At 71.6% G+C, this 15,038-nt stretch carries 19 protein-coding genes and 1 pseudogene; 14 read left to right on the top strand and 6 right to left on the bottom strand.

Annotated features, from left to right (window positions below):
- Positions 1 to 74 precede the first annotated feature (74 nt).
- Positions 75 to 1,016 (bottom strand): alpha/beta hydrolase family protein, encoded by a 942-nt coding sequence (locus tag ACIBST_RS35140; protein WP_397177894.1) that lies wholly within the window; start codon positions 1,014 to 1,016, stop codon positions 75 to 77.
- A 155-nt stretch (positions 1,017 to 1,171) separates the two neighbouring features.
- Here ACIBST_RS35140 and ACIBST_RS35145 point away from each other — a divergent pair, with 155 nt between their 5' ends.
- Together ACIBST_RS35145 and ACIBST_RS35150 are read left to right on the top strand one after the other, a co-directional pair.
- On the top strand, positions 1,172 to 1,732 hold the full coding sequence (locus tag ACIBST_RS35145) for a TetR/AcrR family transcriptional regulator (protein ID WP_397177895.1): 561 nt from the start codon (positions 1,172 to 1,174) through the stop codon (positions 1,730 to 1,732).
- A gap of 83 nt (positions 1,733 to 1,815) precedes the next feature.
- Positions 1,816 to 2,418 carry a dihydrofolate reductase family protein gene (locus tag ACIBST_RS35150; protein WP_397177896.1) on the top strand — a complete coding sequence of 201 codons (603 nt, stop codon included), beginning with the start codon at positions 1,816 to 1,818 and terminating at the stop codon, positions 2,416 to 2,418.
- 62 nt (positions 2,419 to 2,480) lie between these two features.
- Here ACIBST_RS35150 and ACIBST_RS35155 read toward each other — a convergent pair whose 3' ends face one another.
- Complete coding sequence (locus ACIBST_RS35155; protein WP_397177897.1) at positions 2,481 to 3,209, bottom strand: TetR/AcrR family transcriptional regulator; 729 nt, start codon at positions 3,207 to 3,209, stop codon at positions 2,481 to 2,483.
- Between the two features lie 139 nt (positions 3,210 to 3,348).
- Here ACIBST_RS35155 and ACIBST_RS35160 point away from each other — a divergent pair, with 139 nt between their 5' ends.
- The 5 genes from ACIBST_RS35160 (at position 3,349) to ACIBST_RS35180 (ending at position 6,336) form a co-directional block, all read left to right on the top strand.
- Positions 3,349 to 3,693 (top strand): hypothetical protein, encoded by a 345-nt coding sequence (locus tag ACIBST_RS35160; RefSeq protein ID WP_397177898.1) that lies wholly within the window; start codon positions 3,349 to 3,351, stop codon positions 3,691 to 3,693.
- Positions 3,694 to 3,734: 41 nt separating this feature from the next.
- Positions 3,735 to 4,334 (top strand): SRPBCC family protein, encoded by a 600-nt coding sequence (locus ACIBST_RS35165; RefSeq protein ID WP_397177899.1) that lies wholly within the window; start codon positions 3,735 to 3,737, stop codon positions 4,332 to 4,334.
- Between the two features lie 107 nt (positions 4,335 to 4,441).
- Positions 4,442 to 5,347 (top strand): RNA polymerase sigma-70 factor, encoded by a 906-nt coding sequence (locus tag ACIBST_RS35170; protein WP_397177900.1) that lies wholly within the window; start codon positions 4,442 to 4,444, stop codon positions 5,345 to 5,347.
- A 57-nt stretch (positions 5,348 to 5,404) separates the two neighbouring features.
- Complete coding sequence (locus tag ACIBST_RS35175) at positions 5,405 to 5,824, top strand: HIT family protein (protein WP_397177901.1); 420 nt, start codon at positions 5,405 to 5,407, stop codon at positions 5,822 to 5,824.
- A gap of 74 nt (positions 5,825 to 5,898) precedes the next feature.
- Entirely contained in the window at positions 5,899 to 6,336 is a 438-nt protein-coding gene (locus tag ACIBST_RS35180) for a GNAT family N-acetyltransferase (protein WP_397177902.1), read from the top strand.
- A gap of 29 nt (positions 6,337 to 6,365) precedes the next feature.
- On the opposite strand, the gene ACIBST_RS35185 is transcribed toward ACIBST_RS35180, so the two are convergent.
- Positions 6,366 to 7,190, bottom strand: coding sequence for an alpha/beta hydrolase family protein (locus ACIBST_RS35185; RefSeq protein ID WP_397177903.1), 825 nt, complete (start codon positions 7,188 to 7,190; stop codon positions 6,366 to 6,368).
- Between the two features lie 81 nt (positions 7,191 to 7,271).
- Between ACIBST_RS35185 and ACIBST_RS35190 the strand changes: the two genes are divergently transcribed.
- The 4 genes and pseudogenes from ACIBST_RS35190 (at position 7,272) to ACIBST_RS35205 (ending at position 10,027) form a co-directional block, all read left to right on the top strand.
- Positions 7,272 to 7,892 (top strand): TetR/AcrR family transcriptional regulator, encoded by a 621-nt coding sequence (locus ACIBST_RS35190; protein WP_397177904.1) that lies wholly within the window; start codon positions 7,272 to 7,274, stop codon positions 7,890 to 7,892.
- Positions 7,893 to 8,359: 467 nt separating this feature from the next.
- Positions 8,360 to 8,989, top strand: a pseudogene (locus ACIBST_RS35195) (alcohol dehydrogenase catalytic domain-containing protein); the annotation flags it as partial.
- A gap of 98 nt (positions 8,990 to 9,087) precedes the next feature.
- Positions 9,088 to 9,624 carry a dihydrofolate reductase family protein gene (locus tag ACIBST_RS35200; protein ID WP_397177905.1) on the top strand — a complete coding sequence of 179 codons (537 nt, stop codon included), beginning with the start codon at positions 9,088 to 9,090 and terminating at the stop codon, positions 9,622 to 9,624.
- Position 9,625: 1 nt separating this feature from the next.
- Positions 9,626 to 10,027, top strand: a complete 402-nt coding sequence (locus ACIBST_RS35205; RefSeq protein WP_397177906.1) for a hypothetical protein — start codon at positions 9,626 to 9,628, stop codon at positions 10,025 to 10,027.
- 123 nt (positions 10,028 to 10,150) lie between these two features.
- Here the strand turns inward: ACIBST_RS35205 and ACIBST_RS35210 are convergent, their stop codons facing one another.
- The gene (locus ACIBST_RS35210; RefSeq protein ID WP_397177907.1) at positions 10,151 to 10,618 is read right to left on the bottom strand and encodes a GNAT family N-acetyltransferase; all 468 of its coding nucleotides are present in this window, start codon (positions 10,616 to 10,618) and stop codon (positions 10,151 to 10,153) included.
- A gap of 197 nt (positions 10,619 to 10,815) precedes the next feature.
- On the opposite strand from ACIBST_RS35210, the gene ACIBST_RS35215 reads away from it, so the two are divergent.
- A complete protein-coding gene (locus ACIBST_RS35215; RefSeq protein ID WP_397177908.1) occupies positions 10,816 to 11,100 on the top strand; it encodes a hypothetical protein in 285 nt (94 codons plus the stop codon).
- A 471-nt stretch (positions 11,101 to 11,571) separates the two neighbouring features.
- The gene (locus tag ACIBST_RS35220) at positions 11,572 to 11,805 is read left to right on the top strand and encodes a hypothetical protein (RefSeq protein WP_397177909.1); all 234 of its coding nucleotides are present in this window, start codon (positions 11,572 to 11,574) and stop codon (positions 11,803 to 11,805) included.
- A 53-nt stretch (positions 11,806 to 11,858) separates the two neighbouring features.
- On the opposite strand, the gene ACIBST_RS35225 is transcribed toward ACIBST_RS35220, so the two are convergent.
- A complete protein-coding gene (locus ACIBST_RS35225; protein ID WP_397177910.1) occupies positions 11,859 to 12,761 on the bottom strand; it encodes a hypothetical protein in 903 nt (300 codons plus the stop codon).
- A gap of 110 nt (positions 12,762 to 12,871) precedes the next feature.
- Positions 12,872 to 14,017: a pentapeptide repeat-containing protein gene (locus ACIBST_RS35230; RefSeq protein ID WP_397177911.1), complete on the bottom strand. Its 1,146-nt coding sequence runs from the start codon at positions 14,015 to 14,017 to the stop codon at positions 12,872 to 12,874.
- A 447-nt stretch (positions 14,018 to 14,464) separates the two neighbouring features.
- Between ACIBST_RS35230 and ACIBST_RS35235 the strand changes: the two genes are divergently transcribed.
- Positions 14,465 to 14,821: a tyrosine-type recombinase/integrase gene (locus ACIBST_RS35235; protein ID WP_397177925.1), complete on the top strand. Its 357-nt coding sequence runs from the start codon at positions 14,465 to 14,467 to the stop codon at positions 14,819 to 14,821.
- Positions 14,822 to 15,038 lie beyond the last annotated feature (217 nt).

Raw genomic sequence — 15,038 nt, forward strand, 5'->3', positions numbered from 1 at the left:
TCTACCGTTCGGCCTGGGGGCGCCCGTGCGCTGTACCGTTCGCCGGGTTTCGGCCGCCGGCACGAGACCTGCGGCTACCGCCGTCCGGTCGCCTGCTCGGCCTGCCTGCCGTCGATCCGGCCCAGGGGGTGGGGGGCCGATTCCAGGGCGGCGCGGGCGGCGGGCCAGGCGGGGTCGCCGGGGTGCAGGGCGCTGCGGAGGTAGGCGGTGGTGAGCTGCTGCAGCAGGGCCAGGCGTTCGGGGCTCTCGTCGGTGGTCTCGGCGACCTGGTGTCCGGCGACGCCGCCGAGGGTGTGCTCGGCGCCGAACAGCGTCAGCAGGCTCTTGTCGCCGGGGCTGTGGTGGTAGCCGTCGGTGAACCAGTCGGGTCCGCGCGTCGTCAGGGGCGAGTCGTCCTTGTCGCCGGCGACCAGCAGGGCCGGGGTGGTCATGTACGCGAAGGCGGGGTTCATGAAGGGGAAGTGCTCGGCGGCGAAGGGTGACAGGTCCTGGCCGCCGGCGCCGGGCAGGGCGAGCAGCACGCCGGCCGTGACGCGCGGGTCGGACAGGTCCTCCCCTGGCCGGCCGGCGGCGTCCAGGATGCGGGCGCCGAGCAGCATGCTGGCGCTGTGGGCTCCCCAGGAGTGGCCGGCGACGGCGATGCGGTCGCGGTCCAGGCGTCCGGTCAGGCCCGGCAGGGCGGCTTCCAGGACGTCGAGGCCGTCGATGACGCGCCTGAGGTCCTCGACCCTGATGCGCCAGATGTGGGGGGTGCGGGGGTCGTCGGCGGGCACGGCGAGGGTGCGGGAGTCCAGGTGGGTGGGTTGCAGGACGGCGAAGCCGTGGGCGGCCCAGTGGTCGGCGAGGGGGGCGTAGCCGTCCATCGACCAGCCGTGGCCGTGGGACAGGACGACGACGGGCAGGCGGTCGCCGGTGGCGGGGGCCGAGACGCGGACCTGGAGGTCCTGGCCCCGTCCGGGGGCGGGCAGGACGACCGGCCGGACCGACACGACGGGTGCGGTGGGCGTTGCGGGCATGGTGGTGCCTTCCGGGTGTGTTGCCGCAGGTGGGCATGGGAGAGGGCAGGGCTTGGCCGTCGGGCCTCGGCTCTGGCATGATGTGCAAACGGGACCGTGTCCCGTTTCCGACGATACGGGACCGTGTCCCGTTTAGCAATCCTGGGAGGAACGGCGTGGAGGAGTCGCGTCCCAAACGGGCCGATGCGCGGCGCAACGAGGAGAACCTGCTGCGCGCGGCCGCCGCGGTGTTCGTCGCCTCGGGCGTGGAGGCGCCGATCCGCGACATCGCGGCCGAGGCCGGCGTCGGCACCGCCACGATCTACCGCCACTTCCCCACGCGGGCCGACCTGGTCATCGCCGTCTACCGCCATCAGGTGGAGTCGTGCGCGCAGGCCGGTCCGGACCTGCTGGCCGCGGGCCCGAGCCCGTACGCGGCGCTGCGGGAGTGGATCGGCCTGTTCGTCGACTTCCTGGTCACCAAGCACGGGCTGGCCGCGGTGCTCCAGCCGGACAACACCGGCTTCCAGGTGCTGCACGCCTACTTCCTCGACCGCCTGGTGCCGGTGTGCGCCGAGCTGCTGGCGGCCGCGGCGGCCGCCGGGGAGATCCGCGGCGATCTGGACGCCTTCGAGCTCATGCGCGGCGTGGGCAACCTGTGCATCGGGGCCGAGGCCGACCCCCGCTACGACGCCCGTCGCCTGGTCGGGCTCCTGGTCGCCGGGCTGGCCCGGTGAGGCCGGGAGGAAGACCTTAAGAGATCCGTAAGCCGGTCCGGCCAGACTTCAGGCACATCCCACGACGTATGGAGACAATCATCATGAGGAAGATCTGCGCGAACCTGTTCATCTCGCTCGACGGCGTCGTCCAGGACCCGGCGGACTGGCATTTCCCGTACTTCAACGACGAGATGGGCGCGGCGGTGACGGCGCAGATGGCCGACACGCTGCTGCTGGGGCGCGAGACGTACGACAGCTTCGCCGGGGCCTGGCCCGAGCGCGAGGCGGCGGGCGGCGAGGACGCCGACTTCGCCAGGACGATCGGCGACGCGCGCAAGATCGTGGTCTCCCGCCGGCCGCTGGAGTTCACCTGGCGCAACTCCGAGCAGCTCCAGGGCGACCTGGTCAAGGGCGTGAGGGAGCTGAAGGCCGAGCCGGGCGGCCCGATCGCGATGAGCGGCTCGGTCTCGGTGGTGCGGCAGCTCCTGGCCGCCGGGCTGCTGGACGAGCTGCACCTGCTGGTGCACCCGATCGCGGTGCGCAAGGGCGAGCGGCTGTTCGACGAGGGCGACAGCCCGATCCCGCTGGAGCTGGTCAGCTCGCAGACGTTCACCACGGGCGTGCTGTACCTGATCTACCGGCCGGCCGGGGCGGCCGGCGAGGGCTCCTACGACGACGCCAGGACCCACCTGCCCCAGGGGTGACGCGCCCTCGACAGGCCCGGTACCGCCTTGTACGGCGGGCCGGGCCTGTCGTGCGCGCGGGGTCAGCGGGCCAGCAGGTCGTCCAGTTCGGCGGCGAACAGCAGGGCGGGGTCGAAGCCCATGCCGGCGAAGTGGCCGGCCAGTTCCAGGGAGAGCACGCCGTGGATCCGGGTCCAGAAGCTGAGCGCCTGGTGCAGGACGGCGGGCGGGGCGGGGTGATCGCCGGCCCAGTCGCGGTGGGCGGCCAGGTGGTGGTCGAGCGGGGTCTCGGGGCGCCGGGGCGGGGCGGGCGAGGCGGCGTCGAGGAGGAGGGTCATGATCTGGGAGGAGATGGCGGTGATGTCGTCGGGGGCGTGGTAGCCGGGGACGGGGGTGCCGTAGATCAGCAGGTAGCGCTGGGGGTCGTGCAGGGCCCAGTCGCGTACGGCGTGGGCCAGCACGGCCAGCCCGCCGCCTCGGTCACTGCCTCGGTCATCGTCCCGGCCGTCGTCCCGGTCATCGCCGCGTGCGGCGTCTCCTGCGGCGTTTTCTGTGGCTTTTTCGGCGGCTGAGCGGAGGGTGTCGGCGAGGCTGCGGTAGGCGTCGCGGATGAGCTCGGTGATCAGTTCGTCGCGGTTGGCGTAGTAGCGGTAGAGCGCGGGGCCGCTCATGCCCATCTGTTTGGCGATCGCGTTGAGGGACAGCGCGGAGGCGCCCGTCGTGGCGATCTGCTGCCAGGCGTGTTCCTTGATCTCGGCACGGATCTGGGCGCGGTAGCGCTCGCGCGGGGTCGCCGTGCCGGTGTCCGTCATGCCTGTGCCGCCTTCCGCTGCTACACCCAGGAGATTTAGTTAGAGGCTATCACGAACGTTGTTGACACTCCTTTCCCTATGCGGTTATAACTTCTAACGAACGCATGAGCTTATAGCCACCCAGGTGAAGGGGAATGTCATGACCACGTACCAGCCGTCCGCCCGTCCCGCTCGCAGGACGCCGGTGGCGGTGAGCGTCGCCGCCTGGGCGGTGCCCGTCATGGTCGTCGGCCAGTTCGCGCTGCTGGCGGTCGTTCCGGTCGCGATCGTGCTGGTCGGCGCGCTGCGGCACGTCCGTGACCGGCTGGTCCGGTGGGCGGCCGTGCTGGTCGCGCTCACCTATGCGGCGCCGCTCGCCGTGTGGCTGGCCCGTCCCGGCGGTGCGCCGAGCCTGTCGAAGGACATGCACCCGGCCTTCGCCGTGCTGATCGTCGCCGCCTGCGCCGCGCTCGTCGCGGCCATCGTCCGGGCCGGACGGCGCTGACGCCCCCCTTTCTTCTTCGATCACTCAACGAGAGGAACACCATGTTCAGCAACGTCCGCGTCGCCTCGATCCTGATCCCGCTCGCCGTGGCCGGCGTCCTGGCGGGCAACGCCCCGGCGGCCCACGCCACCGCCGGCGCGGCCCGGTGCCAGGGTGAGGGGGTCGACGCCTCCGCCCGCATCCGCTACCGGGCCGACATCGTCATCAAGGCCCCGCTGAGCAGGATCTTCGGCCTGCAGACGCGGGTGGAGCAGTGGCCCGACTGGCAGCAGCCCGTCCTGTCCAGCAAGCGCCTCGACCACGGCCCGCTGCGCCCCGGCTCGTCGTGGCGGTGGACCACGCCCGCTCCGGCCACCGCCACCACCCCGGCCACCACCATGCACATCACCTCCACCCTCCGGCGCGTCAAGCGCGGGGCCTGCCTGCTGTGGAGCGGGCCGGCGGCCGGCACCGGCGTGCGCATCGACCGCGGCGTGCACCTGTGGACGTTCACCCAGGTCAAGGGCGGTGTGCGCGTGCACACCGAGGAGACCTGGACCGGCGGCCAGGTCGAGGCCGACGTGGACACCGCCACCAAGCTCCTGGGCGCCGGGCTGGAGGCGTGGCTGCGCGACCTGAAGGCCGCCGCGGAGTCCCGCTGACCGCCGCGCGATGTGACGGGCGCCACTGTGGTCCGATGTCACGCGGTGGCGGCGACCGGCGTCTGGTGCATGTGGCAAGGTCGAGAACCGACAGGCGGGAGCACGTGATGGACACCAGCGTCGAACCGGCGGACCAGGCCGACCAGGCCGACAGCGCGACCCGGGCGTTCGTCGAGCATCGCAACCTGCTGTTCACCGTCGCCTACGAGATGCTGGGCTCGGCCGCCGACGCCGAGGACGTCCTGCAGGAGACCTGGCTGAGGTGGGCGTCGGTCGAGCTGGAGTCCGTACGCGACCGGCGCGCCTTCCTGGTCCGCATGGTCACCAGGAAGGCGCTGACGCGACTGCGCACGATGCGCCGCCGCAAGGAGTCCTACGTCGGGCCGTGGCTGCCCGAGCCGCTGCTGACCTCGCCGGACGTGGCCGAGGACGTCGAGCTGGCCGAGAGCGTCTCGATGGCCATGCTGCTGGTGCTGGAGACGCTGCATCCCACCGAGCGGGCGGTGTTCGTGCTGCGCGAGGTGTTCGGGCTGGAGTACGACGAGATCGGCGAGGCCGTCGGCAAGGCCCCGGCGACGGTGCGGCAGATCGCCCACCGCGCCCGGGGGCATGTGGCCGCGCGGCGTCCCCGGGCGAGCGTCTCGGCCGAGCAGGCGGGTCAGGCGCTGGCGGCCTTCCGGAGCGCGATCGAGACCGGCGACCTGCGGCGGCTGCTCGACCTGCTGGCTCCCGACGTCGTCCTGCTCACCGACGGGGGCGGCGTGGTGCGGGCGGCGCTCGCGCCGGTCGAGGGCGCGGTCACGGTGGCGGGGGTGCTGTCCAGGATCGCCGGCACGGCCCGTCTGCGCCCGGCCCACGTCAACGGCCATCCGGCGCTGCTCGTCGAGGTCGACGGCGAGATCGACAGCGTCGTGGCGATCCGCCTGGACGGCGACCTCATCAGCGGCCTGTACGCCGTGCGCAACCCCGGCAAGTTGTCCCGAATAGGACAAGAGACCGCTGTGAGCCGCTGACGCGCAGCGCGGAAAACCGGGTGCGGCCGCCGCCTGCCGTCGCCGATCATGACCGGCATGGATACGTGCGTCTTCTGCGAGATCGTCGCCGGGCGGACCGTGGCCAGCGTGGTCCACGGCGACGACGACGTCCTGGCGATCCTCGACCATCACCCGGTCACGCCCGGTCACGTCCTGGTGATGCCGCGCGCGCACGTCGCCGGCCTGGCCGAGGCCGGTGACGCGATCGGCGGGCCGATCTGGCGGGCGGCGCGGCAGGTGGCGGCCGCGCTGCGGGCCTCGGGGCTGCGCTGCGAGGGGGTGCGGCTGTCGCTGGCGGACGGCGAGGCCGCCGGTCAGGACGTCTTCCACCTGCATCTGCACGTGGTGCCGCGCTTCGCGGGCGACGGCGTGGTGGTCGGCGCCGAGTGGCGGAGCCGCTCGCGCGCCCAGCTCGACCAGGACGCGGCGTTGATCCGCGCCGCACTGCCCGGCTGATCCGCGCCGCGCGGCCCCTCGGCCCCGCTGGCCTGAGGGGCCTGCCGCGCGCGGCATGTTGTTATGCTCCCCGCATGTTCCGCGAGGCCCGGCTTGAGGACTTCGAGTACATCGTCCGCCTCTACCGGCAGTTGCAGCCGGACGACCCGGATGTCGTGGACGGCTCCGATGCGGCGGTCTTCCGGCAGATCCTCGCATCCCCCGTGCTGCGCCTGTTCGTGCTCGAACTGGACGGGGACGTCGTCGCGACGACCTACCTCAACGTGATCCCCAACCTCACCCGGTCGGCCGCGCCGTACGCCGTGATCGAGAACGTCGTCGTGGAGGCGTCTCGGCGGGGCGCCGGGCTGGGCAAGCAGATCATGGCCGCCACCCTCCGGGCCGCCTGGGAGGCCGGCTGTTACAAGGCGATGCTGATGACGAGCTCCCGCAGGCCGGCGACCCACGCCTTCTACCGCGCCTGCGGCTTCTCCGGCGAGGCCAAGCACGCGTACGTGGCCCGTCCCTCCTGACGGGCCGCCGCCCGGGCAGGGCGGGGCCGTCACAGGGAGCGTTCGAGGAACCCGAGGATCGTGCGGGCCAGGGTGACGCGGTGGTCGGACAGGGCGTGGTCGGTGGGGAAGAGATGGGCTTCGAGGCGTTCGACGGGGTGTGCCCGGTAGGCGGCGACCAGGGGCTCATGGTGCACTTCGTGCGGCGTGACGACGTCGTGGCCGGTGCCGGCGAGCAGCACCGGACGGGTGGCCAGCAGGGGCGCGAGCCGGGCCAGGCGCCAGTCGTCGCCGCCCGCCTCCATCTCCTCGACCAGCGCCTGCCCGCTGGTGCCGCGCAGGGGGGCCAGTTCGCCGTCGAACGCCTTGACGTACCCGGCCCGTGCCTCGGGGTCGGCGCGGCACAGCCCGGCGGCCACCCCGAGGTCGAACGCGGCGACGGAGGCGACGGCGGTCACGGACGGGTCCGCCGCGGCCGTCATCAGCGCCGCGAACCCGCCCATGCTGTGGCCGACCAGGGCCAGGCGCCGCGGGTCGAGCCGGTGGGCGGCGGCCAGGCCGGGCAGCGCGGCGACGACCGCGGCGGCGTCCTCCAGCACGTTCCCCCAGGACCAGGTGCCGCCCACGCCCCATGATCCGCGGTAGTGGAACACCAGGGCGGCGTAGCCGGCGCGGCGCAGCGTCTGGGCGAGGTCGAAGTTGCGCTCGTTGCCGGGGAACCCGTGCAGCAGCACGACGACGGGGTGCGGGCCGGGCCCGGCGGGCAGGTGCAGCACGCCGAGCAGGCGCTCCCCGCCGCTGTCGAACGTCACCTGCGGCGTGGTGGCCGGGAAGTCTGGGTCGCGCGGCGGGTCTGCGGAAAGCGGGTCATACATGGGTGAACTCCCCAAGATCGAACCGATCGGTACGACCCGAGACGTTAGCAGCCGATCGAACCGACCGGTACTATCCAAGCCATGCCCGTGGCCAAAGGCTCCACGATCGACCCCGCCCGCACCCGCGCCGCCATCCTGAGCGCCGCCACCGACCTGCTGTACGAGCGCGGCCTCGACGGCATCGGCGTCGCCGGGCTGTGCGCCGCGATCGGCATCTCCAAGGAGACCCTCTACCGCCACTTCGGCACCAAGGAGGGCCTGGTCGAGGCCGTCCTCCAGGCACGCAGCGACCGGGTCGCCCGCGGCCTGGCCGCCCGCGCCCGGGCCGCGGGCGACGACCCGCGCGCCCAGCTGGGCGCGGTGTTCGACGCCCTGCGCCAGTGGTACGCCGACCCGGCCTTCCGCGGCTGCGCCCTGCTGAACGCCGCCGCCCAGCACCACGCCGACCCCGTACGGGCCATCACCGCCCGCCACCTGGACCGCTACCTTGAGCTGCTGACCGGCATCGCCGAACGCGCCGGGGCCGCCGATCCGGGGCTGGTGGGGCGGCAGCTGCTGATGCTGGTCGAGGGGGCGACCGTCGTCGCGGCCCATCATGACGGCGCGGCCGCCGCCGCCGACCACGCCCTCCAGGCCGCCCTGACCCTCCTGCACGCCACGCCCTCACCGGTGACCGATCCGCCCGGACCGTCGCTGCGGTAGATGCCTTCGGCCAGCTCAGTGCGGTGAGGTGCGGCCGGTGGTCGCCTGGCCATCGTCCGTCCTGCAGGGCATCCACGGCCTGTCGCCGCAGCAGCACCCGCCACCACCCCGCCCGCGACCACGCCGACCCTGGCCGGATACCCGCGGACGGCGGGGACCGCCTCCTCTCAGCTCGACGAACCCGAGCTCGCCGCCGCGCCGACGCGGTAGGCGCCGTCCGGCGAATCTCAGGGCCTTCGCAGCTCCCGGCGAAATGCCGGACGAGAGATCCGCTCACCTGTTCCTGCCGCGCCCACCAGGGGAAAGTGCCCCCGTGGGTGGGGGAACCGTGCTGGGACGCTGCCGGCGCGGGGTCCGCCGGAGCATCTGACCGCCGGCCGGCGAGGCGCCTTCCCGGCGGGCCTGCGGCGCGGCGCGCCGGAAGATCCGCCGCCAGCACCTGACACCTTTCGAAGGAGACACCACTCATGCGTGGAGCAGTTCTGCACGGACCGCGCGACGTGCGCGTCGAGGACCGTCCCGACCCGGCGCTCGTCCGGCCCACCGACGCGGTCATCCGCATCACCGCCACATGCGTGTGCGGCTCGGACCTGTGGCCCTACCGGGGCGTGGACAGGTCCGACGCGCCGGCGCCGATGGGACACGAGTACGTCGGCGTGGTCGAGCAGACCGGCGACCAGGTCGAGACGATCAAGCCAGGCGACTTCGTCGTCGGGTCGTTCTTCGCCTCCGACAACACCTGCGAGATCTGCCGGGCCGGCTACCAGTCCCGCTGCGTGCACGCCGAACCGATCGGCGCGATCGGCACCCAGGCCCAGTACGCCCGCATCCCGCTGGCCGACGGCACCCTGGTCGCCACCCCCGCCATGCCCGACGCCGACCTCGTCCCGAGCCTGCTGACCGCCTCCGACGTGCTGGGCACCGGCTGGTTCGGCGCCGTGGCCGCCGAGGCCGGGCCCGGCAAGACGGTCGCCGTCGTGGGCGACGGCGCGGTGGGGCTGCTCGCCGTCCTGGCCGCCCGGCGGCTCGGCGCCGAACGCATCGTCGCCTTCAGCCGCCACGCCGACCGGCAGAAGCTCGCCCTGGAGTTCGGCGCCCGGCCCGAGAGCGCACTTCGGACAATCGAAGTCGTCTTGACAACTTCATTTGTCGGTGGGAGGGTTGAGGCACCTCAGGAACTCAAGGAGCGACAATCATGCGAAAGATCACCGCGGGCCTGTTCATCTCCCTCGACGGCGTCGTCGAGGCCCCCGACACCTGGCACTTCCCGTACTTCAACGACGAGATGGGCCAGTCGGTCGGCGCGCAGATGCAGGCCGCCGACGCCATGCTGCTGGGCCGGCACACCTACGAGGAGTTCGCCGGCTACTGGCCGCACCAGGACCCCGAGAAGGAGCCGATGGCCGAGGCGATGAACAACTCGACCAAGTACGTCGTCTCCACCACGCTGACCTCGCCGTCCTGGCAGAACACCGAGGTCGTGAGCCTGGCCGACCTGGCGGCGCTGCGGGAGGGCGCCGGCGGGAACATCTCGGTCGTCGGCAGCGCCACCCTGGTCGTCTCGCTGCTGCGCGAGGGCCTGCTCGACGAGCTCAACCTGCTGCTCCACCCGATCGTCGTCGGCTCGGGCAAGCGGCTGTTCGACGACGTGCGCGAGCAGATCCCGCTCACCCTGACCACCTCCACCACCTTCAGCACCGGCGTGCTGAACCTCATCTACACGAGGGCATGACATGGCCGCCAAGACCGTCGCCGACAAGCTGCTCATCAAGCCGGCGACCGCCGTGTGGGTCTCCGACCCCGCCCGTCGGCCGCTCCTGGGGCCGCTGCCCGAGGGCGCCGGCGAGGCCGGATCGGTCAAGGAGGCGGACGTCGCGCTGATCTTCGCCTCCGACGCCGCCGCGGCCCGCCGGATCCTGGACGAGCACCGCGGCGACATCACCACGCCGCCCGTGGTCTGGGTCGCCTACCCCAAGGGCAACACGTCCGACATCAACCGCGACACGCTGTGGCCCATCGTCGGCGAGTACGGGCTGCGTCCCAACGGCCAGGTCGCGGTGGACGAGATGTGGTCGGCGCTACGCTTCCGCGCCCTGAAGGACGGCGAACCCCCCTTCACGGGCGGCCGCAGCTGACCCCACCCGCCACCCGACAGCCACCCGCCCGCAAGCCGCCACCGCCGAGCTCACGCCCAGCGGCGGCGCACGCCCCGGCGGGCACGCTCATGCCGCAAACGGGCCCGGCCCCCGCCTGACCGGTCAGGCGGACAGGTCGTCGCCCAGCACCAGCAGCAGATGCTCGTCCTGGCCGTGCCGGACCGTGCCGGCGTGCCGGAACCCGTGGCGTTCCAGCAGCCGCACCGAGCCGGTGTTGCCCGCGTAAGGGTCGGCGTACAGGGGCCTGGTCTTCTCCTCCGCCAGGAACAGCCCCAGAGCCGCGGTGCCGACGCCGCGCCCCCAGAAGGGGCGGCCCAGCCAGTAGCCGACGAACCGCCGCCCGCCCTCCCACCAGGACACCACGTTCCCGGCCACCTCGCCCCCGACCGTGACCGCGCGCACCAGGACGGTGGGATCGCCGAGGACCCGGGTGGTCCAGTGGGTCATGAAGGCCGCCCGCTCGCGAGGGGCGAACCTGGACCGCCGGACGGCCTCCTCGTCGTGCTCCTGCTCCAGGAACACCTCCAGATCGGCCTGCAGGACGGGCCGCAGCCGCACGTCATCGCTCATGCCCGCCGAGTGTGCCACCAGGCTCCGACAGTTCCGGCGGACCCGCCTTCCGCGCCGCGATTTCCCTCACCCAACGTGATCGCAGCCCTGCCGTTGGGCTGCTGACCGGGGATTTTACCCGGCCATCGAGCTTCACGGAGAGTGACATGGGGTAGTCACGGTGCAGAGTCGCCCGCTCGGGCAGGGAGGAGGAGCGCATGACAGGCACAGCCGTCAGCGGGCCGGGGGCCGTCGTCGAGGTGCCGACGGTCACGCCCGCCGGCGGCGTCGTCGCGGCTCGGGCCGCGACGGGCACGGGCACGTCCCCGGTCAGGGCCGCGGGCCGCTGCGGTCACCACGGTCACCCCGACGGTCACCCCCATGACGCGGGGCCGGCCGTTGTCCGCAGCGCAACCGCGTACCGCCCGGCCGGCCGCGCACGGCCGTACCTCACCGCGTACGGCCCGGCCGGTCACGGCGGGAGCTCCTCGCCGGGGTCGTGATCCCGATGCCGGTCCCGCCGCCGGGTCTGACTTCCCCAGTCCTCAGCCCGGCGGCGGGACCTTCACATGCCCCCCGAACCCGGGGCGGGTTCGTCCGGCCGGATGATGAGCACGTACCTCATGTCCCGACGGGGGGACCGGCACACGAGGAGGCCAGCGATGAGACCGGTGTACGCGGGCGCGGCGGTGGAGGTGGCCGCGCGGCCGGAGGAGGTGTTCGCGCTGATCACCGACTGGCCGCGGCACCGCGAATGGATGTTCATGGGGGGCAGACCAAGTACGGGAGAAAGGGACAGTCGTCCACTCCCATCTCGGCGTCCACGGCGCCTACACCTTCGCCATGCCCGAACCTCGCGCCCGGCGCCATCCGCGACCCGAATGCCGCCGAGGACGACGACGAGATCTGACCAGTGCGGCGGAACAGAGGGTGGCAACGTGGGAGCTACGAAGGAGACACCGGACTCGGCCGCAGTGACATACGAGGACCTGCTGCGCCAGACCCGCCGGATCCACCAAGAGCTGGAGCGGTACCACGGGATAACCTGGCGGCAACTCCCGGAGGAGTGGAAGATCGTCGAAGCCGCGATCTACGTCGCGCTGGACACCACCGATGACGAGTCCGGCCTGGTGGCAGGACGGGCCGCGCTGGACGCCGCCCGACAGATCCGGGCGCGGTGGATCCCAGACGCAGACGACCTTCCGTAGCCGTGTCTGGCGCGTTCATCTAACGATTGTTTCTCAACACCAGCGGGGTCGTGTCAGGAGCGCGCGGCAAGGCGAGCGAAGACGCAGGCCTCGTGCTCAGGGTGGGGTGTTACCTCATACCCGGCGCCAGTGAGCACCTCGGTGACGGCGTTGAGCTCGGCGCTGATGTCGACGCCAGACATGTGCCCGACCAGCGAGACGTAGAAGTCGCCGCGGACATTGCAACCCACATCGAAACCGAGGGTGTGCCGGCCGGTCTTCGCGGCCGCGTCCAGGACCTTGCGGATGTCGGCGGTGCGGAACAGGCCCTGAAGCTCTTCCATCTGGTCGGGAGTGTCCAGCACCAAGGCGAACTGGGTCATGGCGGGGTGCACCAGCGGTGAGCCGCCGTCGAGATCCGGATCGGCCGCGACCGCCTTGGCAAGGCCAGGCACGCGCGGAGCGATCCAGTCGAGGGGCGCGACCCGCACCCAGTAGTCCTCGATCCCCTCCTGGAGGAGCGCTTCGACACGGGAATCGCTCATGATCACGTCGCCCCAGGAGTTGTAGTCGACGGGGAGGTAATCAGCCAGGTCCAGGCCGTAATTGGGGTTGTCCTCGTCGATGTGACGATGCCCGGCGGTCACCACGACGACCAGCTGCGGTTCCAGGCTGGCCAGGGTGACGCCCGCTGCCTCGACGCGCTTCCATCGCGTCCAGGCAGCTTGTTTGGTGAGCATCGCTGCGCGGCCGATCGTCGACCAGCTCGTGCCACCAGCGCGGGCGTTGCCCACGATGACGTTCTGCAGGCGCTCGGCGGCCAGTCGTGTCTCATGGGCGGCATCGAGCGCCTCTATGTGTCGTCCTGCCAGGGTGGCGGTCATGGCCGCGTCCACGTATCGGTCGAACTCGTACTTCCAGAACGCCGGATCTTGGCGGTCATAGCTGGGTTGCTGGGGAACCGTCTCCTCACTCATGGTCCGTAGCTTCTCGCACACTGAGCGTGTCCGTCAGAAGTTTTTGACGGTTGGGCGTTGGGGCTGCCGGTTGATCTCGTTCATCGGCCTACCCTGGCGATCGCCGCGGGTTAGTTGTAGCTCCGATCTGGCACGCTGTGCGAAGGCGGCCCAAACAGTGTCTGGCTATCGACAGTGGCCGTCCTCCGTATTTCCTTCTCATTCTTCCCAAAAATGCCACGTAGGTCCGCGCCACGCAGGTTCGCGCCACGCACGTCCGCGTCGCCAAGGTACGCGCTGCGCAGGTCCGCGCTGCTCAGGTCGGCACCGCTCAGGTTCGCACCGCGCAGGTCCGCGCCGTTGCCGCCCCGCTGCGAACTGTCCAGGCGCGCAAAGCCCAGGTTCGCGCCGCGCAGATCCGCTTCGCTCAGGCTCGCGCCGCGCAGGTCCGCACCGCTCAGGTCCGCGCCGCGCAGGTCCGCACCGCTCAGGTTCGCGTTGTGCAGGTCCGCGTAGCTCAGGTCCGCACCGCTCAGGCGCGCGGCACCCAGGCTCGCGCCAAGCAGGTGCGCGTTGCTCAGATTCGCGCCGCGCAGGTCCGCGCGAATCAGGGTCGCGCTGCGCAGGTCCGCGTCGTGCAGGTCCGCGTCCCGCAAGCGGGCTTCTATCAGGTCTGCGGTTGGGAAGCGCATCTGAGAGAAGTCAGCGTGAGCCCCATTGGCCATGGCCAGGCTGGAGGCGACGGTGAGCGCTGCTACGACGTCCGCCCCTGGCCGGGTACCCCATCCGCTCACCGGCTTGCGCAAGTTGGTGACGGTACAGGGTTGAAAGAGCCTCTTCTGTCCAGGTTGCAAGGTACAGAGGTCATGGCCGCGGACATAGGCCGACAACACGGCAAGCACGGTGTTTCGGTCGCGTGGAGAGTCGTCGGCCAGGCGCTGGAGTGCGTAGATGCCGCCCAGGCGTACGTCCTGTTTGGCTGAGCCGAGCTGCTCGACGGCCTTGGTGTAGCGGTCGGTGATCTGGCCTTGCTGCGCGGTGTCGACCGTGCGGGCGGTGTACCAGAGGCCGAGGGCGGTGAAGGCGACACCGCCGATGACGACGAGGCCGGTGGCTGCCTGGATCAGGGTGTGGCGGGCGGCGTTGAGCGCTTCCATGCGCTCGGTGGCGGTCATCTGCTTGCGTTCTGTCTCAGTGATCGGGACGCGTTCGCCGGACAGACGACGGGCGGCGGGGCCGATCAGCAGACCGATCACGAGGCAGGTCGTGGCGGCCATAGCCGCACCGCCCAGCGTCCAGCGCAACCAGGCCGGCAGCAGAGGGTCGACAGAGGCCCAGGTCGCAGCCGCGATAGCGGCCAGGAGCAGGACGAGGCCGAGCGCGCGCAGCAGTCGTCTGCGCCGTGGCGGAGCCGCAGAGGCGGCCGGTGGAGGGGGTTGCACGGGTTCGGGAGCCCGGGCTGCCGGGACACCGGGCGTCGCGGTTCGGGTGGAGGCAAGGGCCGCGCCCACCGCGGCGGACGCGATGAGCCCGGCCAGCGCTAACGCTGTCCGGGGTCTCCAGGAAGGTCTGGCCGTCACACCTCCATTGGAGCGCTTCGTGGTGACGACCCGAGCGGGAATGCGCCACTGGGCATGGAATGTGCTCCATGATGGAGGCCGTCACTTTGAGCGTGGTCTCACACCGGTCGCGCCCGCCTCGGCTACGATCGCGCCCGCGTCCCGCTGGAGAAGTACGCCGACCTCGATCTACACCAGCTGCGCCACAGCGCCGCCACCCGTCTCGGCGAGGCAGAGGTCCCCCTGCAGCTCATCATGGGCAAGACCCGGCACAAGAACCCCCGCAGCGCCATGCGCTACGTCAATCCCGGCGTTGAGGCCATCGCCAAGGTCACCGAGGTCCTGGCGCCCCGCTGCCGCACCCACCATCGAACCCAGTGGCGGCTGGCCGGGCCTGGAGGAGTTTCGGCGCCATCACGGATCACTAACAGGCGAAAAAGCCCCAGGTCGCGACCGCTAATTTCTGCACGCAGCCTCCTCGAAGGCCTTCTCCTCTTATCTAGGGTTGGAGAACCCTTTTAGCAGGTCAGAGGATGATGATCTCTTCTTTCACGTCTGGCAAGTAGACCCCAGCATCGCCGTCAGATCACCGTGAAGGCCCACCGGGGTGAGACGATCACCGCCGCCGAGGGGGGTCTATGTGGTCGCAGGTCACAACCCCGGTGTGCCCGGCGCAGTCCAGACCGAGGCGCTGGCGTCGCGGTTCGACGCGCAGATCCAGGTGTCCACCGACTACGAA

It is taken from the genome of Nonomuraea sp. NPDC049684 (genome assembly GCF_044465345.1).
Lineage (GTDB): Bacteria > Actinomycetota > Actinomycetes > Streptosporangiales > Streptosporangiaceae > Nonomuraea.

Coding starts and splice junctions, on each gene's coding strand:
- ACIBST_RS35140 (WP_397177894.1), bottom strand. CDS start 1,016: ATGCCCGCAACGCCCACCGCACCCGTCGTGTCGGTCCGGCCGGTCGTC.
- ACIBST_RS35150 (WP_397177896.1), top strand. CDS start 1,816: ATGAGGAAGATCTGCGCGAACCTGTTCATCTCGCTCGACGGCGTCGTC.
- ACIBST_RS35155 (WP_397177897.1), bottom strand. CDS start 3,209: ATGACGGACACCGGCACGGCGACCCCGCGCGAGCGCTACCGCGCCCAG.
- ACIBST_RS35160 (WP_397177898.1), top strand. CDS start 3,349: ATGACCACGTACCAGCCGTCCGCCCGTCCCGCTCGCAGGACGCCGGTG.
- ACIBST_RS35165 (WP_397177899.1), top strand. CDS start 3,735: ATGTTCAGCAACGTCCGCGTCGCCTCGATCCTGATCCCGCTCGCCGTG.
- ACIBST_RS35170 (WP_397177900.1), top strand. CDS start 4,442: ATGGACACCAGCGTCGAACCGGCGGACCAGGCCGACCAGGCCGACAGC.
- ACIBST_RS35175 (WP_397177901.1), top strand. CDS start 5,405: ATGGATACGTGCGTCTTCTGCGAGATCGTCGCCGGGCGGACCGTGGCC.
- ACIBST_RS35180 (WP_397177902.1), top strand. CDS start 5,899: ATGTTCCGCGAGGCCCGGCTTGAGGACTTCGAGTACATCGTCCGCCTC.
- ACIBST_RS35185 (WP_397177903.1), bottom strand. CDS start 7,190: ATGTATGACCCGCTTTCCGCAGACCCGCCGCGCGACCCAGACTTCCCG.
- ACIBST_RS35190 (WP_397177904.1), top strand. CDS start 7,272: ATGCCCGTGGCCAAAGGCTCCACGATCGACCCCGCCCGCACCCGCGCC.
- ACIBST_RS35200 (WP_397177905.1), top strand. CDS start 9,088: ATGCGAAAGATCACCGCGGGCCTGTTCATCTCCCTCGACGGCGTCGTC.
- ACIBST_RS35205 (WP_397177906.1), top strand. CDS start 9,626: ATGGCCGCCAAGACCGTCGCCGACAAGCTGCTCATCAAGCCGGCGACC.
- ACIBST_RS35210 (WP_397177907.1), bottom strand. CDS start 10,618: ATGAGCGATGACGTGCGGCTGCGGCCCGTCCTGCAGGCCGATCTGGAG.
- ACIBST_RS35215 (WP_397177908.1), top strand. CDS start 10,816: ATGACAGGCACAGCCGTCAGCGGGCCGGGGGCCGTCGTCGAGGTGCCG.
- ACIBST_RS35225 (WP_397177910.1), bottom strand. CDS start 12,761: ATGAGTGAGGAGACGGTTCCCCAGCAACCCAGCTATGACCGCCAAGAT.
- ACIBST_RS35230 (WP_397177911.1), bottom strand. CDS start 14,017: ATGGCCGCCACGACCTGCCTCGTGATCGGTCTGCTGATCGGCCCCGCC.